This is a genomic window from Xanthocytophaga agilis (assembly GCF_030068605.1).
In the GTDB taxonomy this organism is placed as follows: Bacteria; Bacteroidota; Bacteroidia; order Cytophagales; family 172606-1; genus Xanthocytophaga; species Xanthocytophaga agilis.
The window spans coordinates 334,681-360,536 of sequence record NZ_JASJOU010000009.1 but is presented as its reverse complement, the minus strand read 5'-3'; the positions used below and the strand labels follow the sequence as shown (position 1 = coordinate 360,536).

The window sequence follows — 25,856 nt, the reverse complement described above, 5'->3', positions numbered from 1 at the left end:
TATAGATTGTTGTAAACGGGTTGATTTCTTTCCATGGTGAAGAAGTTAACCCGTTTTTTCGTTAAGAGTGGTCATTGTTTACATTCAGCTTAAACAGTTACTAATGGACAAACTCTTAATTTATGAAACTATTCGTCTATATCTTTGGAGGTGTCGGTGTGGCACTAGTAATTGGTTCTGTATTTAGTCTTATCCATTCCCGAAATTTCATTACAAATTCAGAGACATCAGAAGGCATTGTTACTCAGTTGAATTATCACAGAGATAGTGATGGAGGAGGTACATATTATCCGATGGTTCAGTTTAGAACTCAGACCGGAAATATTTTTACCGTTGCTGGAAACACAGGTTCTAATCCTGCTGCTTATTCTATTGGTGAAACGGTGAAAGTGTACTATGATCCTGAGAATCCAACTGATATTATGCTGCCTGACTTCTTTTCGATGTGGGGTGTTACACTTATTCTAGGAGGACTTGGGCTGGTGTTCTCTACAATAGGAGGAGCAGTTGGTTTCTCCATTTATAAGCAAAAAGTAAATACAGAATGGTTACAACAACATGGCGAGTCCGTTCAGGCGCAATTCAGTTCTATATCACTGAATACTAATTTGACAATTAATGGACGAAATCCTTTTGTTATCTACTGTCAATGGGTAGATACTTTATCTAATAAGGTTTATGTATTTCAAAGTAAAAATATCTGGTTTGACCCTGCCCCTTATATTTCTCAGACACAGTTAAAAGTATTGATAGATCCCAAAAATCCTAAAAAGCGACATTATGTAGATCTTTCTTTTCTGCCACAGGAAGCCTGATCGCTTATGTATAGTACCCCATTCCAGCAGAGGAAATGGGGTATTCTAATTACTTCTATTTTGACTCTCTAACAAAAACTTTTTTATCTTTTGAACCTAGCTTTCTTCATTTACTTTGATACAACAAACCTTGAAAGAATATTTTTGTCCTTCCATTTCGACACCTTTACTATCATCAATCAGGACATCTATTCCAAACGTAGGTGGATATTTGGAGCTACGAACTGAAACTTTTCTTTCATGTATGGATTGGTTAATAACTCCATCCAATCGAATACCGTAAAGCCAGAAAATCCGACGAATATAACCTGGAGTGCGATAGGAGGTTGTATATATCCAAGTTTGCCAGCCTTGAGCTTTACAAAACTCAAAGAGTTCTTTGGTTCCTTCTCTCAGTTGTTCATACGATATAACTCTGGCAAAAAAAGATCTTGTAGGCAACTCTGTCGGAAATCGGTATCTGGAACAGAGTAAGGTATCATCCAGATCAAAGGCGATGCGCATACAAATAGCTTTGTTATTTTTTTGTACTTACAAGCAATACTCCTGCCAAAACCAGAACAGTACCGATTCCCTCTCTTAATTCAACAGTTTCATTTAAAAAGAAATAACCCAGCACAATAGTAGAAACCGGACCTATGCTGGCTACAATGGCAGCTCTACCTGCGCCAATAATCTTTATTCCTGCGGTTACCAGAAAGGTAGGGATAACCGTCGAAAATATAGCCAGGGCCATTCCGTAATAATAAACCTGTGCCGGAAAATGCCATAACGATTCCGGATAAGAGATCAGATAGTGTAGAATCACTGCGAAAGAGGATACTATCATGGCATAAGCATTGAATCGAACGGCACCAAAGCGGGGAATCATACGACCACTACCTACCAGATAAATCGCATACGTTAGCGCACTTCCAAAGATCAGAAAGGCCCCCATCCATATATTAGTCTGCCTAAGAAAAGATTGTCCTGAAAACACGACCAGCATACCGGCATACGTAAGGACTAATGCAAACACCTCAGTACGGCCTATTGGTTTTTTGAATACTGACCAGGAAATCACAACAACCAACGTAGGGTATACAAACAAAATAAGCCTTTCCAGACCTGCACTGACATATTGTAATCCCCAAAAATCCAGAATACTGGCAGCATAATATCCAAGTACACCCAAGCCAGCTAACTTTCCATAGTCTGCAAATGTGAGTCTGGAATGAATCTTGGAGCCAATATCTTCGGTTAAAGCTGTTTTTTCTGCAACGCCACCTAGTTCTCTGCCTAACAAAGGTAGTTTGGGTAGCCATGTTTTTCGATTGATATATAAGGCAATGCCTAAAAAGAAAGGCAAAGAAAACACCATACGTAAACAAAGCAGAGAAACCGGATCTACAGGATATCGAAATGCCAGTTTGATCATCACCGCCTTTGCTGAAAAAAGCAGAGCTGAAAAAAAGACTGCAATGATGCCCAATAGGGGGTTTACAGAGGTAGTAGCAGACGCTGATTTAGTTGTCAAGGAAAAAGTATTTCAATGAATAAATTTGATAATTAGGTTACAAAAGGATTATTTCCAAAGTTCCAATATTTTTTTACTATTTTCGCCCCTTGCTACAAAGTGTTGTTTATAACAAAAATATTTGTTTTATCATGTGCTTCGTTGCACAAACCGAATAACCATTAATCTTGTACTTCATGAGTTTTAAGCGAATTAATGACATTACTGGCTGGGTAGTGTTTCTCATTGCGGCTGTTGTGTACACTCTCACCGTTGAGCCTACGGCTAGTTTCTGGGATTGTGGCGAGTTCATTGCTGCATCATACAAACTGCAGGTTCCTCACCCTCCCGGAGCACCTATATTTTTGATGGTTAACAGGGCATTTGCCTTGCTGGCTGGATCTGATGTAACTAAAGTTGCATTCTGGATTAATATGCAGTCAGTATTGACCAGTGCCGGAGCTTCTTTGTTTTTATTCTGGACTATTACTTTGCTAGGTCGTAAAGTCTTTAAAAAGTCCGCAGAGCAACTCGTATTTGGTGAAACTTTCCTTTTAATGGGAGCAGGTGTTGTGGGTGCTTTAGCCTATACTTTTTGTGACTCCGCCTGGTGGTCTGCTGTAGAAGCTGAAGTATATGCGATGTCTTCTTTCTTTACAGCGTTTGTTTTCTGGGCTATTCTGAAATGGGAGTTAATAGAAGATGAGGCAGCTGCTAATCGCTGGCTTATCTTTACAGCTTACATGATTGGTCTGTCAACAGGCGTTCACTTACTAAACCTTGTTGCCTTACCTGCTCTTGGATTAGTCTACTACCATAAAAATTATAAGTTCAGTGTTATGGGTCTGCTGGCTGCTCTGGCAATCAGTGGTGCTGTAATTCTGTTTATCATGCTGGGAGTTATCCCTGGATTACCAAGTCTGGCAGGAAGTCTTGAAATCTTCTTTGTTAACAGTTTAGGATTACCATTTAACTCAGGTATTATCTTCTTCGTCCTTTTGTTTGTTGGAGCCTTGATCTTTGGCATTTATTATACTCAAAAGCACCAGAAAGTACTTTGGAATACGGCTATCCTTTCATTTACGTTTATTATTATTGGCTACTCCTGTTACATGCTGGCATTGGTTCGGTCAAATTTTAATCCGCCAATCAACGAAAATGACCCCAGCAACGTAATTGAGTTCGTAAAATACCTGAAACGTGAACAGTATGGTGATCGTCCTTTGTTCTTCGGACCTACTTTCATTACACAATTAGTAGACACAAAACGTACTACTCCTGTATACCTGAAAGGTAAAGACAAATACGAAATCTATGATTATAAGATTGAGTATGTGTATGAAGATCGTGGACAGATGTTATTCCCTCGTTTGTTTAGCCGTCAGGACAATCACCCTCAGTTATATCGTCAGAAATTAGGGCTACGTCCGGATGAACGCCCTACCTTTGCTGATAATATTAAGTTTCTGTTCACTTATCAGATTGGATATATGTATTTCCGCTATTTCGGCTGGAACTTTATTGGTCGGGAGAGCGATATTGAAGGCGCAGGTACATTAACACCTGTAATGGTAGGAAAAGCAGTTCCTGCTGAAGTAGAGCATAACAGAGCTCGAAACAATTTTTGGGCATTGCCACTGATTTTAGGTGCTGTTGGATTGGTATTTCAATTTAATCGTGATAAGGAAGGTTTTGGTGCAACCTTTATTTTGTATTTCCTTACTGGAATAGCGTTGGTATTGTATCTGAACTCACCTCCTGTAGAACCTCGTGAGCGGGATTATATTTATGTAGGGTCGTTTTATGCCTTTACCATATGGATCGGACTGGGAGTAATTGCTTTTGGTGATGCACTACTTAAGTACCTGAAAAATTCCACTACAGTTGCTTTTGCTGCTACGGCTGTTTCTCTGATTGTACCAGGAATTATGCTTCAACAGGGATATGATGATCATGACCGTTCTGGACGCTATATGCAGGTAGATTGGGCAAAGAACTTGTTGAACTCCTGTGCTCCTAATGCAATATTGTTTACAGGTGGAGATAATGATACCTTCCCTCTATGGTACGTTCAGGATGTAGAAGGTTTCCGTACAGATGTACGGGTATGTAACCTAAGTTTGTTGGGAACAGAATGGTATATCAGTCAGATGAAGCGTAAGGTGTATGAATCAGAAGCATTGCCAATCTCTCTGGAAGAGAAAAACTACAAAGGGAAAAATGAGCAAATTCCAGTAATGGAGAATGAGGCAGTAAAAGGCGGTATAAATCTGAAACAATATATGCAACTGGTAAAGGATGAAAATCCAGCTATCCAGTATGCTTATGGCAGCGAAAAACTGACTATTCTACCTTCCAGAACACTGGTATTGCCTGTAGATGTAAATAAAGTACGTAGTATGGGGATAGTGAAAACTGAACTACAGGATTCTATTAAGTCTGAAATGGTGTGGAGTGTGAATCGTGGTGATTTGTTGAAACCAGATCTGATTATGCTTGATATGATTGCCAATAACAATTGGGAACGGCCTATTTACTTTAATACAACATTATCTCAATCCAGCTATCTGGGATTGCGTGAGTATATGCAGCAGGAAGGATATGCTATGCGTTTATTACCTGTTCGGGTACAGGGAGCACGTGATGGCTATGTAAACTCTGACATTATGTTTGATAATATGCTTAAAAAGACATTCTGGCGTAATACAGACAATCCTAAAGTGTATTATGATGCAAACTATCGTGCACTTCCTACTATTGTTCCTCGTCGTGCATTCCTTGAACTGGCAGAGCAATTAATGATGGAAGGTAAGAATGATAAGGCTCGTGAGGTTGCATTGTTCTGCTTGAAGGTATTACCAGATCAGACTATCCCATATGATCTATACACTACACCTTTGGTTTCTGTACTGTTAAAAACTGGAGAGGAGAAAAAAGGCATGGAGGTCGCAAAAATCATGGGAGATCGTGCTGTGAAAAATTTGGATTATTATATGCAGAATGATCCACAGAATGATGACTCTCGGTTAAGTATGTACATTCTGAGCCAGGTTGCCAATGCCTTAAAAGAAGCTGGGAAAAAAGAAGCGGATGCTTATGAAAAAGTATTAAATCGTTATGCTCCTGCTTTTGGCGGACAATAAATACAAGATTATAAATGATAAAAAAGCCCCTGATCTCAGGGGCTTTTTTATTTATCATCGCCGGAAAATGATAGCTAATCAGGTATGGGTAAAACGAAAGGCTTGCATCCTGCGTATAGCAGGAGCACAAGCCTTTGATATAAATGAATTTTTAGTTTATGAATCGCTGAATTAATTAATCATAATTCAGATTTGGGGCCAACCATTTTTCAGCTTCTTCTATGGTCATATTCTTACGTTGGGCATAATCTTCCAATTGATCCTTAGCCATCTTGCCAACTGGAAAATATTTTGCCTGTTCATGAGAGAAATACCATCCACTTACGGAACTTGCCGGATACATAGCAAAGCTTTCTGTTAATGTAATTCCAATCCGTTGTTCTGCGTCCAGCAGATCGAACAAGGTACGTTTCTCTGTATGGTCCGGACAGGCTGGATAACCAGGCGCTGGACGAATACCCTGGTATTCTTCTGCAATCAGATCTTCATTGCTAAGTTTTTCATTGGTTGCATATCCCCAGAATTCCCGACGAACACGTTCGTGCATGAGTTCTGCAAATGCTTCAGCCAGACGATCTGCCAATGCCTTAATCATGATAGAGTTATAGTCATCATGATCTTTCTCATATAGTTCGAGGAGAGCTTCGATACCAATACCTGCCGTAACTGCAAAGGCACCAATGTAATCTGTCTTGCCTGTCTCAAGAGGGGCAATAAAGTCAGATAGACAAATATTTGGGACATTAGATGCTTTTTGACCCTGCTGACGAATAAAGTGAAGCTTGTTTATGATAGCCTCTTGCTTCCGAACCTGAGCATCTTTTACTACATATTTTACATGTTTATGAGATCCATGTTTTTCACAAGGTACCTCTACCACTTCTTCTGCATAATCATAAAGAATCACATCATCACCAACCGCATTTGCCGGATAGAAACCTACTACAGCTTTTGCTTTGAGTGATTTATCTTTTATGATTTTTTGAAGCATTTGTTGTGCATCTTCATAAAGACGTTTCGCTTCTTCACCCACAACTGGGTTATCAAAGATTTTAGGATATTTGCCTTGTAGCTGCCATGTCTGGAAGAATGGAGTCCAATCTATGTATTTAGCAATTTCTGCAAGATCATAATCCTCAAAATAACGGTTGCCTAAAAATTTAGGTTGGTACATAGGAGATGCTTCCCAATCAATTTTCAGACTATTCTCACGAGCTTTTTCGATAGATACATAGTTCTTGTCTTTCTGACGATTCGCATGATCTGAACGAAGTTTGGCATATTCTCCTTTTATCTCCTGGAATATTTCTTCACGGGTTTGTTCATTCTGTACTAGCTTTCCTGCTACTGGCACAGAGCGACTTGCATCCAGCACATGGATAACCGGACCTGAGTAGTGAGGGTCAATTTTAACAGCAGTATGGATACGTGATGTAGTGGCACCGCCAATCAGTAATGGTATGGTAAATCCTTGGCGTTCCATCTCTTTTGCAACGCCTACCATCTCATCCAGACTTGGAGTAATCAAACCACTCAAACCAATGATGTCAGCATTTTCTCTACGAGCGGCTTCCAGAATTTTGTCTGTAGGTACCATTACACCAAGGTCAACGATTTCGTAGTTATTACAACCTAACACCACACCTACGATATTCTTTCCGATATCATGCACATCTCCTTTAACTGTTGCCAATAAGATTTTACCTGCTGAAGAACTTCCACCACCGCTTTTTTCTGCCTCTATAAATGGTAGCAGATAGGCTACCGCTTTTTTCATTACCCGCGCCGATTTTACAACTTGAGGAAGAAACATTTTTCCAGCGCCAAACAGATCGCCCACCACATTCATGCCATCCATTAGCGGTCCTTCAATAACTTTTAATGGACGATCTACTTGCTGACGAGCCTCTTCTACGTCCTGATCGATATAATCTACAATACCTTTTACAAGACTATGAGTCAGACGTTCACCTACTGTTCCGTTACGCCATGCAAGGTCTTCAACTTTTTCCTTGCCTTGAGCTTTTACTGTTTCTGCAAATGCGATTAGTCTTTCTGTTGCATCCTGACGGCGGTTAAGCAACACATCCTCTACGAGTTCCAGTAAATCTTTAGGAATGTCATCATATACTGCCAGCTGACCAGCATTGACAATGCCCATATCCATTCCAGCCTTAATTCCATGGTACAGGAAAGCAGAGTGCATAGCTTCACGTACATGGTCATTACCTCTGAAACTAAACGATATATTGGATACCCCACCTGATACTTTTGCATAAGGAAGGTTTTCTTTTATCCATTTGGTTGCATTAAAAAAATCAACCGCATAGTTGTTGTGTTCTTCAATACCTGTTGCAACTGTCAGAATATTAGGGTCAAAGATGATATCTTCAGGTGGGAAGCCTACTTCTTTTACGAGAATGTTGTATGCTCTTTCACAAATCTGAATCCTGCGTTCATAGGAATCTGCCTGTCCCTGTTCATCAAAAGCCATTACTACAGTCGCTGCGCCATAACGCAGTATCTTATGTGCATAGTCTTTGAATTTTTCTTCTCCTTCTTTTAGAGAGATAGAATTTACAATCGCTTTGCCCTGTACACATTTCAATCCTGCTTCAATAACCTCCCATTTGGAAGAGTCTATCATGATTGGAACACGGGAAATATCAGGTTCGGCTGCTATCAGATTCAGAAAAGTGGTCATCACTTCTACAGAATCAAGCATCCCTTCATCCATATTAATATCTATGACCTGGGCTCCACCTTCTACCTGCTGACGTGCTACACTCAGGGCTGCTTCATAATCCCCTGTTTTAATAAGTCGTGCAAATGCTTTTGAACCTGTTACATTGGTTCGTTCCCCAACATTGATGAAGTTAGTTTCTTTGGTTACCCTTAATGGCTCCAGACCTGACAGTTTCATTGTCTTGTCAAACTGAGGAAGAGGACGTGGCTGATAGTTGGCTGCTACTTTTGCAATAGCCTGAATATGATCAGGCGTAGTACCACAGCAACCACCTATTATATTGACAAAGCTATCTGACAGAAACCCTTCTACAATGGCTGCCATCTCATCCGGAGATTGATCATATTCTCCAAATTCATTGGGGAGTCCTGCATTAGGGTATGCAGAGGTAAAGAAAGGAGATTCTTTTGCTAATGTTTGGACATACGGACGCATTAAGTCTGCACCTAGTGCACAGTTAAGTCCTACAGAAAGCAACGGCAGATGTGATACAGAAGTTAAGAATGCTTCCGTTGTCTGCCCGGATAGAGTACGTCCGGATGCATCTGTGATGGTTCCGGAAACCATGATAGGCAAAGGCTGCTTATCTTTGTTATTGACAAAGAATAAATCAATGGCAAATAAAGCTGCTTTAGCATTAAGCGTATCAAAAATGGTTTCTACCAATAGTATATCCGCTCCACCATCAACAAGTCCGCGTACCTGTTCATAATAAGCGTCAACCAGTTGATCAAACGTAATAGCACGATAGCCAGGATTGTTAACATCTGGCGACAACGATGCCGTACGGTTGGTTGGCCCCATAGCACCTGCTACAAAGCGAGGCTTTTCAGGGTATTTTGCATTAAATTCTATAACAGCTTCTTTCGCTACTTTAGCCGACTCATAGTTTAATTCATATACCAGATCTTCCATATGGTAGTCTGCCATTGCGATAGAAGTACCCGAGAAGGTATTAGTTTCAATGATATCCGCTCCTGCTTCCAGATATTTGGTATGGATTTCCTTGATGATTGCTGGTTGTGTAATAGATAATAGGTCATTGTTACCTTTCAAATCATGGGGGAAATCCTTAAAGCGTTCTCCTCTGTAGTCTTCTTCTGTCAGATGATACCGTTGAATCATGGTTCCCATGGCTCCATCAAGTATGAGGATACGTTGCTTGAGAATATCGCGAATGTCAGTCATGTAGGTATAGGTATATGTTAATGTCGATGTATGGTATATATTCTTAGTATATTGGTAGAGGTTATTTCTTATGTAGGAATCCAATCGTTAGTGTAAAAGGCAGACATATAACTCTTAAAATTGTAAATCTCATAGGGGGCGAGTCCTTTCTGCTGATTATCATAGGGTATTTGCTCTTCTCTATCCAGACGCAAACCTAGTGTTTTAGAATTGAGTATATAGGCATCCAAAGCAAGTCCAGATTGTGGCCTGTATAAATACTTGTTCTGATCAAAAAGGTCAATAGGATAATTAGCTAAAATACCTCCATCTACCATCACGTTTACCTTCTGGCCAGGCGCAGGTTTTGCTATAGTATTACCAAGAGAATCTATAAACATGGCTTTAAAATACAGAGGTATCGACATGGAAATACGAACTGCATCTGATACTTTCATGGCTGGATAGATTTCGTATGACAACGCTTCGACCTTTTGTTGGGTAAGATTGGTGCCTGTGACATATAAATCCCTCATACCGTTTGGGCCTGCCATAGTATGTAGCTGGTCCAGTGTAATATTGTCAAGTCCTGTTTTGGCCTTTAGTTGTTCTTCCAGCCATTTTGTAAACTTTTCACTCCTGTACCAGTTATAATATTTAACAAGGCTATTACTATCACCTATAAATACGAAACGGCCATCGTTCATTTTTTTTACAGGCATAGCATAGATGAGTTGTCTGATTTCATCTGCCGAATATCCTACAGCCAGAAGAGCGGCCTGTATAGCTCCCGCTGATGTGCCACCTACCCGAGTAATCGAATCCAGTATACCCCTCTGCTCCGGTTCCTTAATAGCACCACTATAGGCTATACCCCGAATACCGCCTCCTTCCATTACCAGATTTCGATAAACGGCTGTGGCCTGGCCAAAGCATTGACCAGTTACATAATATGCAAAGAATAGGAAAAAGAGATATCTCATTCCAGTTATTTTTAGCGCCTATACGTATGCAGTTCCAGAGAGGAGGATCATTTGATGGGTTGCAAATGAGGCTTCTTCCTTATCTTTCCCCAAAAAATAGTTTGTTCTGGGGTGGAAAGTAGCACCTTTTTTTACGTTTCAGAGATGCAATTCTGGTAGTAGTAAGATATCTGAAACGAAAAACGGTTGCCAAGACATCATTGGGTCCATTCCCTCCGTCTTTCTGGATAAGCATTTGTGTACAAAGGTATATAATTAAAAGGAAGATAAAAAATAGATACATAGTGATTCATTTATACAAAAAAATCATGGTATCCACAGGAATAAGAACTATCTATGGGAATGTATCCAAAACAAAGGTGCTATTTTTGTTCTGATAGATGGCAAAGAATAGTGTGGATACATGTTGTTACATTTTAAACATCCTTCATTTTTTTTATTTATGAAATTAGGTGCCATCGATATAGGGTCAAATGCTGCCCGTATGCAAATCAGTCTGGTATTATATGATGGAGATAAAGTGTCTTTTAAACAGGTAGAGTACATTCGATTTCCACTTCAATTAGGGAAAGATGTTTTTCATTCTGGCGTAATTGGTCCTCAGCGCGAAGCAAATCTGACCAAGTTTATACATGCCTGTAAGTTGTTGTTTGAATTGCATGAAGTAGATCAGTTTCGTCTTTGTGCTACATCTGCTATGCGTGAAGCAGAAAACGGACCCGATATTGTAAAGCGGATTCAGGAAAAACTGAATATGCGTATTCAAGTCATCACAGGCAATCAGGAGGCTGAGTTGGTCAATAATGTAGTAGTACGTGAATTGGATACAGCTACTTATGTGCACATTGATGTAGGAGGAGGGAGTACTGAATTGAATGTATATGTAAATCAGAAAAAAATTGCAGCCCGGTCTTTCAAGATTGGCTCAGTACGATTACTGGAAGAGCCTAAAAAAGCTGCGCGTCAATGGAAGTCCATGAAAGAATGGTTGGAAGAAGAACTTAGAGGGCTTTCAGAGCCTATCTATGCTGTAGGAACAGGAGGGAATATCAGTAAAATTTATGAGATGGCTAAACTTTACCAGTTCACACAACAGAGTGTAAGTGGAATGGTAAGTCGGGACGATATTGCAACCATTCATGATTTTGTAATGCGGCATTCTGTAGAAGATCGGATCAATAAACTACGTTTGAACCCTGATCGGGCGGATGTTATTGTACCTGCAGCAGAAATATATTTATATGTAATGCAGTGTGCCAATGCTGATCTGATCAAAGTGCCTGAAATAGGTCTGATTGATGGGATTATACAAGGACTCTATGAGAAAATAAAAAAGTTAAGAGTATAAAAAAGTAAAAGCCCGTTTATTCTTCTTTACAAACGGGCTTTTACTTTTTGATAATAAGGTCTTATCGTCTTTTCCACTGGAGGAGTTTCAGTTTCCAGTAGAACCATGAATCTACATCGCCATTGTGTACATGGAACTCACTACGATAAATCTTGTCGAAAAGCTTAATCGCATCATCAAGCTGATTGTTTTTTAAATACGACCATGCTAGGTAATATTCAGCTTCCTGATAATAATCATATGTGTTTTCTTTTGCAGATAGATATAGAACTTGCTTAAAACAATAGATTGCAGCAGAGGCTTGATTTATGGCAAGGTATGCATTGCCTGCAAGAAACGTTTCTGTAAGACCTTTCTCTTTGCTTCCCTTATATAATTCTACTACACGCACATAGTTAGCATTAGCGTACTCTGTGTGAATAAGATATTCTGTTTTGGGATGTTTGGGGCCTGCTTCGCCACGAACTGCATCGGAGGTAAAACTACTAAAGTCATCGCTATACAGGCTATTGGGAGTCAGTGACATAAAACCAATAGCTGACCAGGCAACGATAAGGAACACAATAATAGCTGCTATTCGTAAATAAAAGCGTATATTTTGTGTAGATGTATCCTGATTCTTTTTCTGTAAGCTTACCATTTTCTTATGGATTTCTTTTAATTCTTCACGTTGTCCATAGCTGCGAATCAACGTGCTGGCTGTACGTATTGATGTTACTTCTTCCTGTAAAGAAGAGTTAATTGAGAGTTGGTCTTCAAACTTGGCTTTCTCTCCGGTATTGAGTTCATTACGCAGGTATGCATCTATGTATTCCCAGCGTTCTTGTTGTGTGTTATTCAGTTCCATATGCCAGTAGTTCTTTAACTGTGTTTTTCATACCCGGATTCGTATCAATCCAATCAATTAGCTTCTTCATGCACTTGTACTTCTGATTACGAACTACTTGTTCACTTTCATAATGCATACGTTCGTAGATTTCTTTCATAGAAAGGTTTTCGTAATAGTAGTAGACTAAAATCTTTTTACATGTTTCACCTAGCTGCTCTATTAATTCTAATACCTTCTGCTTAGACTCGTTTTTGATCAGTGCTTCCTGTAAATCTTCTGACTCTTTAGACTGGGGTTCGTATGATTCTGTATCACGGATAAACATACGGTCTCTTTTTTTAAGTTCATTAAGCCATATATTGCGGGCAATGGCATATAAAAAAGTCTTGATACTTGACTCTCCTCTGAATTTTTCACGTTCTACGAGATCAACAAAAGTGATGATCGTTTCCTGAAAAATATCTTCGGCATCTTGCTGACTCCCTTTATTCTTTCTAATGAAGTTAGTTAGATTCTCAAAGTGCTCCGTATATAAATAACTAATAGGTTGTTCAAGATTTCTTCCGAACTTGACTAGCTGTATAATTTCCTCATCCGAATATCGTTTACCGATTTTCATTGTGTCGGGTATAAGTTTGTAAATAGTGCTTAGTTAAATGTAACCCAAATTTTGAAAAAAAATTAAAAAAATCATGGAATCCTGTTTACTTTTTAGGCTAGACCCTCATTAAAACCTACTGGTTTTTGTATCTGAATTTTCTTTGAGTCTATTTTAACTTTGTTGGTTACAATTTGGAGCGGGTATTTTACCAATGTAGTATGATAAGAATGAATGAAGGGAAAAAAAGGATTTTCGAAGATTTGGTAAAATAACTATGAAAGCAAAAAATAATTCAGGCAAAGTTCGTGTGTTTTTGATTATTCTATTGGTGTGTTTCTGGGGTATTATGATTCGTCTTGTGATGATTGAAGATACATGGGTAATTGCACTTTTGGGATTTTTATCATGGACAGCGTTTTTACTTTTCTCAATGCGCAGGACTTTAATACAATGGATACAGCAGCCGCCTTCTCATCCACATAGAAATATTCGTGCAGACCGACCCTATCCTGCTAGATAAGGTATTACAGATCTGACAAGACAAATAGATTTCTTCATGCTTGATCAAAAAAATGCAAAGTCATTGACCTTGCATTTTTTTTATGGTTATATTTCGGCAAGATAGCTTTATCCGCCTTTTACCTGTTATTCTGAAACCTCTTATATCAGAATAGAGATATTTTTGCTGTGTTGAGGTAAAAGCCATGGATATTGTATAGCAAGTATATCCGACTGAATATTTTGCACTATATAATCTACTACTCATGTTTGTATTGTCAGAGACCCCTTCCATTGCTAATCACTTTATTGCTGAACTTCGGGATATTGATATTCAAAAAGACAGAATGCGTTTTCGGCGCAATATGGAAAGATTAGGCGAGATGCTGGCATATGAGGTCTCCAAGTCGTTGACTTATGAAACTGCTCAGATTCAAACTCCTCTGGGAGTATCTGAAACATTACTATTAGAACAGCAACCGGTTCTGGGAACTATCCTTCGGGCTGGATTGCCCATGTATCAGGGGTTTGTCAATGTATTTGATAAAGCAGAAAGTGCATTTATAGGAGCATATCGCGGAAAACCTAACGATGACTATTCGTTTGATATTGAAATGCAGTATACGGCCATGCCTGATCTTGAGGGAAAAGTGTTGATTCTGATAGATCCTATGTTGGCAACTGGTAAATCTGTGATCAGGACACTGACTTCATTACGTACATTTGGGAAGCCTGCCTCGGTGCATCTGGTATCTGCTATTGCTACTCATGAAGGTGTAAGTTATGTGCAACAATATTTCCCTGAAGCAAAATTCTGGATTGGGGCACTGGATGAAAGCCTGAATCACAAATATTATATTGTACCTGGACTGGGTGATGCTGGTGATCTGGCTTTTGGTGAGAAAATGTAAAATGTTATAAGTTTGTGAATTCTTGAAGTAAGAAAAGTCCATGACTAACAATCATGGACTTTTGCTACTGTCAGTTACTCAGATTGCGGTTCCTTTCACTGGCAACTACAACTAAACAAACGCTTAGTTTTTACCGTCTTTCCTATCTTCTTTTCTGTCACGTACATTTTCTCTGCGATCTCTTCTGTTTTCCGCTCTGTCTCGTACGTCTTCTCTACGATCTTTGCGATCCTCTGCTTTGTCTACTTTATCTTCTAATTTGTCAAGTTTGCCTCCATTGTGTTTGGCATCACGTACATCCTCTCTTTTATCTCTTTTGTCTTCTCTACGATCTGCACGATTTTCACGTCTGTCGGCTCTGTTTTCTTTCCGATCTGCTACATCTTCTGCCCGATCTATTTTGTCTTCAATCTTGTCTTTATTTATAGGTGTTGTTTGCGCCTTTAGTTCATTGGTAAAGAAAAACAATGCGATTAGTGCAAAACCTGTAATTAAAGATTTCATAAGGAGTGAATGTGTTTTCATAATTGTATTTTGTTAAATGATATCTGTTAGAGTGGTTTCAGCTAATAAGGTTTAATCAGAAGGTAAAAATTTAGTATACCCAAAAAACTATGGATATATAGTGCATTGTCATTTGGTCTGAAATGGCATGAGTCGGTTAGGCTTGTAAGAAAAGTGTACTCAGGTAAAAATTAGTAAGGTTGACGTCTAAGAATAGTAATCCCGGATATTGCTAATAATATAGTCCTGTGCTTCTGATGAAAGGCCAGGATAAAGAGGAAGACTAAGACAGGTATCTGCAATTAGCTCAGCAATAGGAAAGGAACCGGATTGGTAACCAAGATTCTTATAAGCTTGTTGTAAATGAGGTGGAACAGGGTAATGTATCATTGTACCTATTCCTTTTTCTGTTAGGTAGGATTGGAGGTCCTGGCGGTCTGATACCTTTATGACAAATAGATGCCATACTGTATGAGCTTCAGGAAGTATTACCGGAAGGGTGATTGAGGGGAGGTCAGCAAGATAGCGGATATAATAGTGGGCTAATTGCTGACGTTGTTGATTCCATTCTGACAAATAATGGAGCTTTACATGCAATAAAGCCGCTTGTAGCTCATCAAGACGAGTATTAAAACCCTGTATATCTGAGTAGTATTTCTGGCTGGAACCATAATTTTGTAGTTTACGCACCATTTCTGCCAGTTCTACATCCGGAGTAGTAATTGCTCCTGCATCTCCCAATGCTCCCAGATTTTTAACAGGATAAAAACTGGTGGCATTTATATGTCCCCAACTGCCAACAAGCTTGTTGGCATATTTCGCTCCCTGGGCTTGAGCGAAATCTTCGACGATCCACAGTTTATACTTACCTGCAATACCAGTAATAGCTTGCATATCACAGGGCTGTCCATACATATGAACTGCCATAATCGCTTTTGTGCGTGGAGTAATGGCTGCTTCAATGGCTGTTGGATTGATATTGTATGTATAAAGATCTGGTTCTACAAAGACAGGTGTTGCCCCAGTATGAGTAATGGCTAATACACAAGCTATGAAACAGTGGGCAGATACAATTACTTCGTCTCCTGGACCAAGCGCAAGTGCCCTTAGACTAACGTGTAAAGCATCTAATCCATTAGATATACCTATACAGTGATTCGTTTGACAAAATGCTGCAAATTCAGATTCAAAAGCCTTGACCTGCTCACCCTGAATATACCAGTGTGAATCAAGTACCAGAGTCATTTGTTCAATTAGCTGTTTTCGAATGTTCTGATGTTGATAAGCTAGAGAATAAAAGGGGATTTGCAAATCGTTTGTATTGGATTAAAAATAAAACAAAGAATAAATAGGCTACGATATACTAACGAAAGTGTACAAATTCAAGCATTTAGATAGCCTATAAAAAAGAGAAAGGAGGCAAAACCTGCGTTTTCCTCCTCTCTGAATATAGGGTAAGAATACCTTATGCTTGTTCTTCTGTAGCAGGTTCTGAAGATTCTGCAGACTCTTCGGCTGCTGGAGCTTCTTCCACAACAGTATTTTTTTTGATGATAGCTTCGGCACGAGCTTCTTTTTTCTTCGTTTCTTCTGCCAGACGAGCTTTCGCTGCATCATCTTTCTTCTTAACAATGCCTGCAACTTTGTTCTCAACCTGTTGTTCTTTCGATTTTTTCCAGTCTTCGAACTTTGCATCTGCTTGTTCCTGAGTAATAGCTCCTTTCAGTACGCCTACTTGCAGGTGTTTTTTCAACAATAAACCTTCATGAGAAAGAATAGTGCGAGCAGTGTCTGTAGGCTGAGCCCCTTTTAGCAACCAATCCAATGCGCGGTCTGTATTTAGTGTTACAGAAACCGGGTTAGTGTTAGGATTGTAGTTACCAATTTTTTCAATGAAGCGACCATCCCGTGGTGCTTTAGCGTCAGCAACGATGATATCATAGATTGCTAACTTTTTACGTCCGCGACGTGTTAATCTGATTTTTACTGCCATGTGTGTATTTATGGTTATCGACGGAACCCGTCCGTCATTTTTCGGGACGCAAAGATAGAATATTAAACTTATAAATTAAACTATATACCCTGAAAAAATATTTACAAGGTTGATATTCACTACTTTTGACTTCTGTAAATATCTGTTAATGCCTTTGTCTGAGCAATGGTGAAATCTACATTTTCAAAATACTAAATTTGATTGTTTAATAGAGTGAAATGGCAGGGGTATTCTGAAGCCATTTTTCTCTACTCTCATTTTCCTGTACAGGAGTAATAAGAATTTCTACACAACCGGATTTATCCACCAATGGGAATATCTGTAATACACAACCTATATATGCAAGTACATTGGCCAGGTAGTTTTGTAAAGGCTCTGTTCCTGTAATACAAGCGGCAAAATAATCTGTCAGTGAATGGCCTGTTACTTCTTCGGCAATGGCTATATAATCATCATGTGTATAGCCAATACCTGTTTTTCCAAATCGTTGCCAAAGCAATTGCATGACTGTATCAAGTGACTTCTGATCATTTGTGGATCTGCGTATTTCCATATCCAGAATAAAGGCAGCAAGGGCTCCTTTGTGATAAATAGATACTTTTCGATTGGGCACACCTGCACTATAGCCATCTACCCACAGATCAAAAGACGACTCAATTAAAGACAAGCGAGCTGCGTTACTTTGCATAAAATGCCGGTTAAAAGTACGGGTAATTTCGGCATAGTAACGGGAAGGATCGAAGAATCCGGATCTTGCCAGAAATAAATCTCCATAATAGGTGGTAACTCCTTCTGCTACATAGCCCGTTGGAAAATAGTTTTCCTGTGTGAGATCATAGGGTAATAATTCCTTAGGGCGTATTGTACAGATATTCCATGCATGGAAAAGTTCATGAGAGGCTAAGCCCATCAATTCTTCATAAAGTGAGTGGCCTATCTGTTCGGCAGGCCCTAGGGTCATCACTGTAGAGTTTCGATGTTCTACACCATGATAGTGTTGGTAAGGCAGTAGAAATAGTAAGAAATGATAATCTCTCTGGGGAAATTCGCCCATTGTATTAATTTGTACTTCTGTAAACTGACGAAAATCTTCCAGTGCTTTTTCCCAGTTTAACATTCCTTCGCCTCCTTGTACCCATATATGGAAAGGTATCTTATCTACGTGATATGTATAATGTTGCAGGCTGGCAGAGGCCATCATTGGACTGTCTGCAAGCTCATAATAATCTTTTGCATACAATGAATGAGGCTCTATAGCTTTTAGTCCACACCCAATTGTATAGGAGTTATTGAAAATGAGTTTAACCTGGCAAGGCTCATCCATTCGTTCTGTCACATAAAACAAACAGTTGATAAAGTTAATGTATACCAGATTTTCGTCAAGCCACGAATTACCTGCATCCATCTGTTGTGCATAATATTCATAGTTAACTGTAGCTTCTGTGTGACCATTCATATGGATGCGCCAGCGTTCACGGGTAATCTTTTCTATAAACAATGGCTCCTGGTTAGTAGTGTAGCTTCGGACAGATAAAATATTCTTAGCATAGTTAGATAGTTCATATCTACCCGGACGCCACGCCGGAAGTTGCAAATCAACTACAGGTGTATCTATCTGTTCAATGTGTAGGGTAATGTTTAGTATGTGTTCCGAGGCATTCAGGCAGTCAATAGTATAGTGCATAGAAGATTGGTTTTGAATAGGAAAGACAAAACAGAAAACAAAGATAAGGAGGTTTATGAACAAGGTGATACAGATGGAATAATAGATCTGATTACTAGCAATAACTTTTCCCAATTTTTAAAGGTTACATAATGTCTGATTATCCACTAATGAATAAAGAAGATCTCATTTTATTAAAACTATATTTCATCTCATAAACCCTATGTTTTTACTAATCCTTGGTTTAATCATTCTCATTATTGGATTTTCTCTTCCTGCTAAAAATCCTCGTGTTGCCGGAACCAGCATTGTACTAAAATGGATTGCGGCTGGTATGATCTTTATTGGAGTTCTTACCTCAACTATCAAACAAATTGATGTAGGGGAAGTAGGTGTTAAAAGTTTGTTTGGGAAGGTGCAGCCGGATATTCTGGAAAGCGGCCTGCATATGGTGAATCCATTTGTAGATATTACAACATTTGATATCAAAACCCAGAATTATACTATGTCAAGTGTACATGATGAAGGAGATCAGGCAGGAGGGGATGCTATCAGAGTACTTACTGCAGATGGTTTGGAAGTTGTGATTGACCTAACTGTACTCTATCGGGTAATGGATAAGGAGGCTCCCCGGATTCTGCGTGAAATGGGTACAGACTACCGGAATAAAATTGTACGTCCTATTACCCGTACCAAGATTCGTGACAATGCTGTTTATTATGATGCAGTATCGCTGTATTCTGTAAAACGTGATGAGTTTCAGGATCGTATCTTTAAGACAATCGAAGCCGACTTCAAGGCTCGCGGACTAATGCTTGAACAGCTACTGGTGCGAAATATTAACCTGCCTGAATCTGTAAAGCTGGCAATCGAATCAAAAATTAATGCGGAACAAGAATCACAGAAGATGCAATTTGTATTGGCTAAAGAACGCCAGGAAGCAGATCGTAAGAGGGTAGAAGCTCAAGGTATTGCTGATTATCAGAAGATCTTGTCTACTGGTTTAAGTGACAAACAACTGCAATATGAATTAATAAAGGCACAAAAAGATATTGCATTGTCTCCCAATGCGAAAGTGATTATACTGAATGGACGCAACAATACTCCTATTATGCTGGGTGATAAATAACTAGTTAATAAGCCTATAGCCAGAAATGAGAGAGTCTGGCTATAGGCTCTAATAGAAGCATATTTATTTTGATCCTGTATAGCTCAATCCAAGAGTAGAATTCAACTGAGAACTTTTTACTCCTGCTACATTATAACTCTCATAGGAATTATCCAGTGTTGAGGTAAGTGAAAAATGTTTGTTGAGTTTGAATACAAGTTGTGAGATGGAATTCCATCTCAGGTTTTTCTTATTGATTGCAGGCTGGAAGAATACAGTGCTTTGAATAGTTAATTTGTCCTTGATAATTTCTACCCGAAACCTGAAACGTGTTGAATTTCGTAATACGTTTAAATCTTCTGTGTCACCGGAAATAAAATCCGTTGCTTCACGCAGAAATGCATTACTTATAGAAACCTGGACTCGTGAGCTGGGTAACCGTTTGCCTCCAATAATCCGCCAGCCTACACCTACACCAATATTCAATCGATCATTGATTTGTCGCAGATTGCTTTGTTCATAAATGCCAAACAATAGTCCATACACATCATGTTGACTATAAAACCAGGTATTATTAAAATCAAAAAAAACTTCACGTTCCTGTAATACCTCATTGTTAGTACCATATTGAAAGCGGGGGGATGAGTAAAATCCCCAGATAGAATTTGGATTTTCATGATTTAAACCTAATCGTAATGTTAACAGTTTCCGGTTAACATTACCTGAATTAATCATCCCATCCAGACCTAAAACATAGGTCCAGCTAGGAGGTGGAGGGGGAGTTGGCTTTGCAGGAGGTTTGACTGTATCACGTTTGATAGTGTCAATTTTTATTGTATCTTTTTTGATAGTAGCATTTTTCTTAATAGACGCACTATCTATTTTGTATTGAGTACTGTCTACAATTTGTGCATGTGAGTAGGTAATAGCACTGCATATGCCGAGAAAGAGTATCAAAATAAATTTCATCTGAATAGGATAATTAAAGTCATGACTCCCTTGAGTGTATAAACTCAAAATGTCTCACAAAATAAATTAGAATGATTGATAACTATCTTAAAAATGACGACACAACTTTAGTGCCTGTTGATTTTATTTAGAAGAAAAGCCTGATTTACCGTTTGGAGGCAACTTCAACCCGTTTTCGTTTATAGAAAGATTCAGCTGTCATTTGCAGGTTGCGCAATGCTCCATAGATCTCTTCTGGCATACTGTTTCCATAAATGGCACGATCTGCGATCTGAAGCGAATCTGATAGCTTGGAATTAGAAATAATCTCAGTAATTTCTTTCGTAGTATAGGAACTATACGGCTTATCATGTAATAATTCCATATACTGTTTCCATAATACAACTGTCATTTCGACCGCAGAGGTTTCTTTTTGCTGGCGAACTTTACGGCGCAGTTTTTCATAATGACTCACAAAGCTGCGATGTTCTCTCCAGAGTCGATATAAACGGTATTGTCGTTTTATCTGACGTCCAAAAACTACATATAACAATAACAATAACAATCCTGATGCCAGGAAAATAACCAGTATCAAGCGATAATCAAGTGTTTGTGGTACTGGAATGTATTCAACATTGGTCTTGGGAGACAGAAAACGCGATGGTTGTCCAAGAAGTTGCTGTACAACAACTGAGTCTATGGTTGCATACACAGTTGTACAATCCTTTTGTTGAACAATATAAACAGGTAACTGGAGTTTTTGAATGGGCGCTATATTAAATGTGGTAAGGGTATATACTACACTGTCTATGCTGCCTTTGGCATCTGTACGTGTAGGAAAATAATCTTTATGATCCCATTCAAAAGGTGAGAAGTTGTATCCGGAATCTGGAAATATAACCTGCATTTCAGCTGGATGTCTGAAACTGAGTGTATATCTGATCGGGAGCCCGATTTTAGCACTGTCTACCAGAAACTTACCATGAGGTTTTAGCTCCTGAGCAAGACATGAGGGGAATAAGTGAAATAAGATTATAGTAACCGGGGCAATCCATTGTATTGATTTTTGATACTTGCCAAATAGAGATGTAATGGTATTTAGGTGTAACTTCTGCATAGACAAAAGGCCCTGACATTATGATTAGGTTGGAATATAAACTATTGATTTCGTACTCTAAATAGTCGCACTAGTGCTGGTACAAAGTCTTCATTGGTTTGTACTGCCAGATAATTTGCTTCATTCTGACGACAAATACGTTCCAGTTCCTGCTGCTGTTGCTGAAATGTACTACGCATACGTCTCTGAAAACGTGGAGATGAAGTATTTCTCCATACCATTTGTCCGGTTTCTTCATCATAAATAGGAATGATACCTAATTTAGGAAGCTCTGTTTCCCGTTTGTCCAATATATGGATCACGACCAGATCATGTTTTTTTGCCAGAGCTTTCAGCGTAGTTTCGTAATCACTATCAATAAAATCAGAGATAAGCACAATAACGCTTCTTCTGCGAATGATGTTCAAAACAAAGCCCATTGCACTACGGAGATTGGTTTTGGCAGAACGAGCTTCCAGTTTAAATAAGGTTGAGATCAGTAAATAACCTTGTTGAAGCCCTTTATCTGGTTTTACATATTTCTCTTTCTGATCTGAAAAACATACTACTCCCACCTGGCTTTGTTCCTGTAGGGCAGAGAGAGCCAGCACTCCACAGATTTCTTTGGCCAGATCTATTTTACTTTGTCCTTTTTTGCCAACTTGTTGTGACGCACTGACATCCAGGAGAAAAAATACGGTTTGTTCTCTCTCTTCCCGAAACAATTTTACAAATGTACCATGTCCTTTTGCACTGGAATTCCAGTCAATCGTACGTACATCATCACCATATTGGTAGGCTCTCAGATCATTAAATTCCAATCCGTTGCCTTTAAAAACAGAATGTAAGTCACCATGCATTTGTGTTGTTACAGCCTTTCGGATGCGAATCTGGAATTTACGGAGCCGGGATATAATGTCACGCATAGAATCGTCTGGATTTAAGCTGGCAAAGATAGATGGTTTTCATAGGTAAGAGATAGTATCGCAACGTAAATTTGAAGGAAATGGATATATAATGAAAAATAATATGCTTTACATGTTAAAAAATGCCTGTATCTGGAATAAAATTTGAGTGCGAATGCACGCGTCTATTCGCCAAATCTGAAATAGTATTTATAACTTTGTTGTATGAAGTATAAGAAAATAGTAGTAGGTATTACATTTTTGCTAAGTGCATGTGTTACAGATCCTAAGCCTCCTGCTGGAGCATTAAGTAAGGAGCAGATGGTTGCTATATTGGTAGAGGTGCATATTGCAGAGGCTAAAGCGCAGCAGGCTGGTTTCAGAACCAGTGACTCTACACAGTTTTATTACAAGTATCTGGAGAAAAAAATATTGAAGGATTTTAAAACAGACTCAACACAGTATCATGATAGCTATCGGTTTTATGTACAGCACATTAAGCTAATGAACGAAATTTATACAGCGGTAGTTGATACATTGACTGCAAGACAATCGGAAGGAAGGATGCCAGAAAAAATAAATCTGGATTCTGTACGAACCAAAAAAAAACTAAGAAAATATTTTAACTGAAACTATGTGAAAATCCCTGTTGTATGGGATAGGGAAGAATTATGTTATATCCTAAAAATTTAGAACAGAAGTTAGGCTTTGATCAGATTAGAGAATGGATCAAGCAAGAGTGTAGTGGAACATTAGGAAAAGCCTTTGTCGAAAAAATGCGTTTCTCCAATGACTACGATATGATAGATAAGTTGGTGCGGCAAACTGCAGAGATGAAGACAATCATGCTGCTTCATGTAGATGAATTTCCTTCCTCTAACTTTATAGATGCTGTACCGCATTTGGCAAAATCGGCTATCGAAGGGATGTTTTTGACAGAAGAAGAGTTCTTTGAGATAAAATTATCTTTACGTACAATTTATGATTGTCTGATTTTTTTTAAAAATCAGGAGGAAAATGTATTTCCTCAGCTTAAAGAACTAACTCAGGCTATTGATATTGATTCAACTTTACTAAAAGATATTGACCGGGTTATTGATCAGCGTGGTAAACTGCGCGATGATGCATCTCCGGAATTACAGGCTATTCGCAGACAGATTATTGCTGAACAGGCAAATCTGCGTAAAAAGCTGGAGAGTATATTGAAGCAATCCATCAATCAGGGATACACATCAGATGATGCTTCGGCAACAATTCGTAACGGACGTATGGTAATCCCGGTTGCAGCTGAACATAAACGTAAGATAAAAGGATTTATCCAGGACGAATCTGCTACTGGACAAACTATTTATCTGGAACCGGTTGAGATTTTCGATCTGAATAATGAGATTACCGAACTGGGGTATCGGGAGAAACGTGAGATAATTCGTATTCTAACACATCTGACAGATCGGTTACGCCCACATGTGCCTAATCTTAAGAAGGCTTATACATTTCTGGGACTAATAGATTTTATCAGAGCGAAAGCAAAATTTGCCCTTCGTACGCAGGCTAATCTGCCAATTTTCTCAAAGAAAACGATTTTGATTTGGGAAAACACGAGACATCCATTGTTGTATCTTTCATTTCAGAAACAAGGCAAATCAGTTATCCCGTTAAGTATCAAACTGGAAGAAAAGCAACGAATATTGGTTATCTCAGGACCTAATGCCGGAGGAAAATCCATTGCTTTGAAAACAGTAGGTCTGACTCAATATATGTTTCAGTGTGGCTTATTGGTATGTATGGACGACCATTCACAGATTGGACTGTTCCGTGATATCTTTATTGATATTGGCGATGAACAGTCGTTGGAGAATGACCTGAGTACCTATAGTTCACACCTGACAAACATGAAGTATTTTCTGCAACATGCAGACAAAAATACATTGTTCTTAATTGATGAATTCGGTACAGGTACTGAACCAGGTATGGGAGGAGCTATTGCTGAAACTATTCTGGATGCGTTGCAACAAAAGAAGGCTTTCGGTGTGCTAAATACACACTATGGTAATCTGAAAGCCTATGCTAATCGTACAGAAGGAGTTGCCAATGCTGCTATGCGTTTTGATGCAGAGCATCTGGAACCTCTGTACCAGTTGGAGATTGGCAGACCTGGAAGTTCGTTTGCTTTTGAAATTGCTCAAAAAATTGGATTGCCTCGTGAGATTGTCACAAAATCAAAGCAGAAAGTAGGCACTACGCAGGTTGACTTTGATAAGATGTTGCGTGAACTTGAAACAGAAAAACAAAAGTTTGCTGAACAGAATCGCGAATTGCAGGCCAAAGAAAAAACATTGAATGAAACTCTGGCCAAGTACAGTACATTGAAAAACGAGCTGGAGACAGGGCGCAAACAACTGTTAAATAAGGCTAAAGAGGATGCCCGCCGATTAGTCAAAGATGCCAACCAGAAAATTGAAACTACCATTCGGGAAATACGTGAAGTCAAAGCTGAGAAAGATCTGACTAAAATGCTGCGTCAGGATCTGGCAGATTTTGAGAAAAAATTGAAACCAGAAGATGTAGTAGTAGAACTGGAAACTGCACCTGAGATTAAAGTAATTGGAGGGACAATCGAAGAAGGAGACTTGGTGCGTATTAAAGGACAGAATACAGTAGGAGAAGTATTAAGCATCAAAGGAAAGGATGCTGAAATCAGAATCGGCGAACTAAAGTCCAATGTTAAAATCAATCGTCTGGAGAAAATAAGCCGGAAAGAATACCGTCAACAAACGGTGGAGAACCAGCCTCGGATGCAGGGAATTGATATGAATGAGAAAATGGCAAATTTCAGTACACAATTGGATTTGCGTGGCAAACGGGGTGAGGAAGCTTTGACCGAGGTTGATGCCTGGATTGATCAGGGTATTATGCTGGGGTCGTCAGAGTTACGTATTGTACATGGGAAGGGTGATGGTATTCTGCGTAATCTGATTCGGAATCATCTACGCCGTTATCGCGAAATTGCCTCTATGAATGATGAACATGCTGACCGAGGTGGATCTGGTGTGACAATTATTAAAATGAAATAAGGTACAAAGGTGGACTTACAGGTTCACCT

The 25,856-nt window shown here is 39.0% G+C and carries 22 protein-coding genes and 1 riboswitch; of the genes, 9 read left to right on the top strand and 13 right to left on the bottom strand.

Going from position 1 to position 25,856, the window contains the following annotated elements:
* Window positions 1–122: 122 nt before the first annotated feature.
* Entirely contained in the window at window positions 123–815 is a 693-nt protein-coding gene (locus QNI22_RS24615) for a DUF3592 domain-containing protein (RefSeq protein WP_314514610.1), read from the top strand.
* A 96-nt stretch (window positions 816–911) separates the two neighbouring features.
* Here the strand turns inward: QNI22_RS24615 and QNI22_RS24610 are convergent, their stop codons facing one another.
* Together QNI22_RS24610 and QNI22_RS24605 are read right to left on the bottom strand one after the other, a co-directional pair.
* Window positions 912–1,319 carry an HAD family hydrolase gene (locus tag QNI22_RS24610; RefSeq protein ID WP_314514607.1) on the bottom strand — a complete coding sequence of 136 codons (408 nt, stop codon included), beginning with the start codon at window positions 1,317–1,319 and terminating at the stop codon, window positions 912–914.
* Window positions 1,320–1,332: 13 nt separating this feature from the next.
* Complete coding sequence (locus QNI22_RS24605; protein ID WP_314514605.1) at window positions 1,333–2,331, bottom strand: DMT family transporter; 999 nt, start codon at window positions 2,329–2,331, stop codon at window positions 1,333–1,335.
* A gap of 176 nt (window positions 2,332–2,507) precedes the next feature.
* Between QNI22_RS24605 and QNI22_RS24600 the strand changes: the two genes are divergently transcribed.
* Together QNI22_RS24600 and QNI22_RS24595 are read left to right on the top strand one after the other, a co-directional pair.
* A complete protein-coding gene (locus QNI22_RS24600) occupies window positions 2,508–5,453 on the top strand; it encodes a glycosyltransferase family 117 protein (RefSeq protein ID WP_314514603.1) in 2,946 nt (981 codons plus the stop codon).
* Window positions 5,428–5,628 carry a hypothetical protein gene (locus tag QNI22_RS24595; RefSeq protein ID WP_314514600.1) on the top strand — a complete coding sequence of 67 codons (201 nt, stop codon included), beginning with the start codon at window positions 5,428–5,430 and terminating at the stop codon, window positions 5,626–5,628. The genes QNI22_RS24600 and QNI22_RS24595 overlap by 26 nt, the downstream gene beginning before the upstream one ends.
* Here QNI22_RS24595 and metH read toward each other — a convergent pair whose 3' ends face one another.
* Window positions 5,629–9,387: a methionine synthase gene (gene metH / locus QNI22_RS24590; RefSeq protein WP_314514597.1), complete on the bottom strand. Its 3,759-nt coding sequence runs from the start codon at window positions 9,385–9,387 to the stop codon at window positions 5,629–5,631.
* A 68-nt stretch (window positions 9,388–9,455) separates the two neighbouring features.
* Window positions 9,456–10,349 carry a patatin-like phospholipase family protein gene (locus tag QNI22_RS24585; RefSeq protein ID WP_314514593.1) on the bottom strand — a complete coding sequence of 298 codons (894 nt, stop codon included), beginning with the start codon at window positions 10,347–10,349 and terminating at the stop codon, window positions 9,456–9,458.
* A 76-nt stretch (window positions 10,350–10,425) separates the two neighbouring features.
* Window positions 10,426–10,583, bottom strand: a riboswitch (SAM riboswitch).
* Window positions 10,584–10,791: 208 nt separating this feature from the next.
* On the opposite strand from QNI22_RS24585, the gene QNI22_RS24580 reads away from it, so the two are divergent.
* Window positions 10,792–11,697, top strand: a complete 906-nt coding sequence (locus QNI22_RS24580; protein ID WP_314514591.1) for a Ppx/GppA phosphatase family protein — start codon at window positions 10,792–10,794, stop codon at window positions 11,695–11,697.
* A gap of 61 nt (window positions 11,698–11,758) precedes the next feature.
* On the opposite strand, the gene QNI22_RS24575 is transcribed toward QNI22_RS24580, so the two are convergent.
* On the bottom strand, window positions 11,759–12,544 hold the full coding sequence (locus QNI22_RS24575; protein ID WP_314514589.1) for a tetratricopeptide repeat protein: 786 nt from the start codon (window positions 12,542–12,544) through the stop codon (window positions 11,759–11,761).
* A complete protein-coding gene (locus tag QNI22_RS24570) occupies window positions 12,531–13,145 on the bottom strand; it encodes an RNA polymerase sigma factor (RefSeq protein ID WP_313986306.1) in 615 nt (204 codons plus the stop codon). Before QNI22_RS24570 ends, QNI22_RS24575 begins: the two co-directional genes overlap by 14 nt.
* 256 nt (window positions 13,146–13,401) lie before the next feature.
* On the opposite strand from QNI22_RS24570, the gene QNI22_RS24565 reads away from it, so the two are divergent.
* Both QNI22_RS24565 and upp read left to right on the top strand, forming a co-directional pair.
* Window positions 13,402–13,647 (top strand): hypothetical protein, encoded by a 246-nt coding sequence (locus tag QNI22_RS24565; protein WP_314514587.1) that lies wholly within the window; start codon window positions 13,402–13,404, stop codon window positions 13,645–13,647.
* A gap of 244 nt (window positions 13,648–13,891) precedes the next feature.
* Window positions 13,892–14,536, top strand: coding sequence for a uracil phosphoribosyltransferase (gene upp / locus QNI22_RS24560; RefSeq protein ID WP_314514584.1), 645 nt, complete (start codon window positions 13,892–13,894; stop codon window positions 14,534–14,536).
* A gap of 123 nt (window positions 14,537–14,659) precedes the next feature.
* On the opposite strand, the gene QNI22_RS24555 is transcribed toward upp, so the two are convergent.
* The 4 genes from QNI22_RS24555 to QNI22_RS24540 form a co-directional block, all read right to left on the bottom strand.
* A complete protein-coding gene (locus QNI22_RS24555; RefSeq protein ID WP_314514581.1) occupies window positions 14,660–15,040 on the bottom strand; it encodes a hypothetical protein in 381 nt (126 codons plus the stop codon).
* A 207-nt stretch (window positions 15,041–15,247) separates the two neighbouring features.
* On the bottom strand, window positions 15,248–16,351 hold the full coding sequence (locus tag QNI22_RS24550; protein WP_314514579.1) for a DegT/DnrJ/EryC1/StrS family aminotransferase: 1,104 nt from the start codon (window positions 16,349–16,351) through the stop codon (window positions 15,248–15,250).
* Window positions 16,352–16,505: 154 nt separating this feature from the next.
* Entirely contained in the window at window positions 16,506–17,033 is a 528-nt protein-coding gene (locus QNI22_RS24545; RefSeq protein ID WP_314514576.1) for a 30S ribosomal protein S16, read from the bottom strand.
* A 205-nt stretch (window positions 17,034–17,238) separates the two neighbouring features.
* Window positions 17,239–18,717 (bottom strand): M61 family metallopeptidase, encoded by a 1,479-nt coding sequence (locus tag QNI22_RS24540; protein WP_314514574.1) that lies wholly within the window; start codon window positions 18,715–18,717, stop codon window positions 17,239–17,241.
* Window positions 18,718–18,919: 202 nt separating this feature from the next.
* Between QNI22_RS24540 and QNI22_RS24535 the strand changes: the two genes are divergently transcribed.
* Window positions 18,920–19,825, top strand: coding sequence for a prohibitin family protein (locus QNI22_RS24535; RefSeq protein WP_314514571.1), 906 nt, complete (start codon window positions 18,920–18,922; stop codon window positions 19,823–19,825).
* Between the two features lie 63 nt (window positions 19,826–19,888).
* On the opposite strand, the gene QNI22_RS24530 is transcribed toward QNI22_RS24535, so the two are convergent.
* From QNI22_RS24530 to QNI22_RS24520, 3 genes are all read right to left on the bottom strand, one after another.
* On the bottom strand, window positions 19,889–20,773 hold the full coding sequence (locus QNI22_RS24530) for a DUF481 domain-containing protein (protein ID WP_314514569.1): 885 nt from the start codon (window positions 20,771–20,773) through the stop codon (window positions 19,889–19,891).
* Between the two features lie 145 nt (window positions 20,774–20,918).
* Window positions 20,919–21,869, bottom strand: a complete 951-nt coding sequence (locus tag QNI22_RS24525) for a hypothetical protein (RefSeq protein ID WP_314514568.1) — start codon at window positions 21,867–21,869, stop codon at window positions 20,919–20,921.
* 41 nt (window positions 21,870–21,910) lie between these two features.
* A complete protein-coding gene (locus QNI22_RS24520) occupies window positions 21,911–22,774 on the bottom strand; it encodes a DUF58 domain-containing protein (protein WP_313986324.1) in 864 nt (287 codons plus the stop codon).
* A gap of 204 nt (window positions 22,775–22,978) precedes the next feature.
* Between QNI22_RS24520 and QNI22_RS24515 the strand changes: the two genes are divergently transcribed.
* Both QNI22_RS24515 and QNI22_RS24510 read left to right on the top strand, forming a co-directional pair.
* Window positions 22,979–23,383, top strand: a complete 405-nt coding sequence (locus tag QNI22_RS24515) for a DUF4296 domain-containing protein (RefSeq protein ID WP_314514566.1) — start codon at window positions 22,979–22,981, stop codon at window positions 23,381–23,383.
* A 41-nt stretch (window positions 23,384–23,424) separates the two neighbouring features.
* A complete protein-coding gene (locus QNI22_RS24510; RefSeq protein ID WP_314514564.1) occupies window positions 23,425–25,827 on the top strand; it encodes an endonuclease MutS2 in 2,403 nt (800 codons plus the stop codon).
* The last annotated feature ends 29 nt before the right edge of the window (window positions 25,828–25,856 follow it).

Bases quoted from the DNA above. Each gene is read 5' to 3' on its own strand.
- QNI22_RS24585 (WP_314514593.1), bottom strand. From the start codon at position 10,349: ATGAGATATCTCTTTTTCCTATTCTTTGCATATTATGTAACTGGTCAA.
- QNI22_RS24610 (WP_314514607.1), bottom strand. From the start codon at position 1,319: ATGCGCATCGCCTTTGATCTGGATGATACCTTACTCTGTTCCAGATAC.
- QNI22_RS24525 (WP_314514568.1), bottom strand. From the start codon at position 21,869: ATGCAGAAGTTACACCTAAATACCATTACATCTCTATTTGGCAAGTAT.
- QNI22_RS24530 (WP_314514569.1), bottom strand. From the start codon at position 20,773: ATGAAATTTATTTTGATACTCTTTCTCGGCATATGCAGTGCTATTACC.
- QNI22_RS24595 (WP_314514600.1), top strand. From the start codon at position 5,428: ATGCTCCTGCTTTTGGCGGACAATAAATACAAGATTATAAATGATAAA.
- QNI22_RS24600 (WP_314514603.1), top strand. From the start codon at position 2,508: ATGAGTTTTAAGCGAATTAATGACATTACTGGCTGGGTAGTGTTTCTC.
- QNI22_RS24510 (WP_314514564.1), top strand. From the start codon at position 23,425: ATGTTATATCCTAAAAATTTAGAACAGAAGTTAGGCTTTGATCAGATT.
- QNI22_RS24555 (WP_314514581.1), bottom strand. From the start codon at position 15,040: ATGAAATCTTTAATTACAGGTTTTGCACTAATCGCATTGTTTTTCTTT.
- QNI22_RS24575 (WP_314514589.1), bottom strand. From the start codon at position 12,544: ATGGAACTGAATAACACACAACAAGAACGCTGGGAATACATAGATGCA.
- QNI22_RS24615 (WP_314514610.1), top strand. From the start codon at position 123: ATGAAACTATTCGTCTATATCTTTGGAGGTGTCGGTGTGGCACTAGTA.
- metH (WP_314514597.1), bottom strand. From the start codon at position 9,387: ATGACTGACATTCGCGATATTCTCAAGCAACGTATCCTCATACTTGAT.
- QNI22_RS24520 (WP_313986324.1), bottom strand. From the start codon at position 22,774: ATGCGTGACATTATATCCCGGCTCCGTAAATTCCAGATTCGCATCCGA.
- upp (WP_314514584.1), top strand. From the start codon at position 13,892: ATGTTTGTATTGTCAGAGACCCCTTCCATTGCTAATCACTTTATTGCT.
- QNI22_RS24540 (WP_314514574.1), bottom strand. From the start codon at position 18,717: ATGCACTATACTATTGACTGCCTGAATGCCTCGGAACACATACTAAAC.
- QNI22_RS24515 (WP_314514566.1), top strand. From the start codon at position 22,979: ATGAAGTATAAGAAAATAGTAGTAGGTATTACATTTTTGCTAAGTGCA.
- QNI22_RS24535 (WP_314514571.1), top strand. From the start codon at position 18,920: ATGTTTTTACTAATCCTTGGTTTAATCATTCTCATTATTGGATTTTCT.
- QNI22_RS24570 (WP_313986306.1), bottom strand. From the start codon at position 13,145: ATGAAAATCGGTAAACGATATTCGGATGAGGAAATTATACAGCTAGTC.
- QNI22_RS24545 (WP_314514576.1), bottom strand. From the start codon at position 17,033: ATGGCAGTAAAAATCAGATTAACACGTCGCGGACGTAAAAAGTTAGCA.
- QNI22_RS24580 (WP_314514591.1), top strand. From the start codon at position 10,792: ATGAAATTAGGTGCCATCGATATAGGGTCAAATGCTGCCCGTATGCAA.
- QNI22_RS24565 (WP_314514587.1), top strand. From the start codon at position 13,402: ATGAAAGCAAAAAATAATTCAGGCAAAGTTCGTGTGTTTTTGATTATT.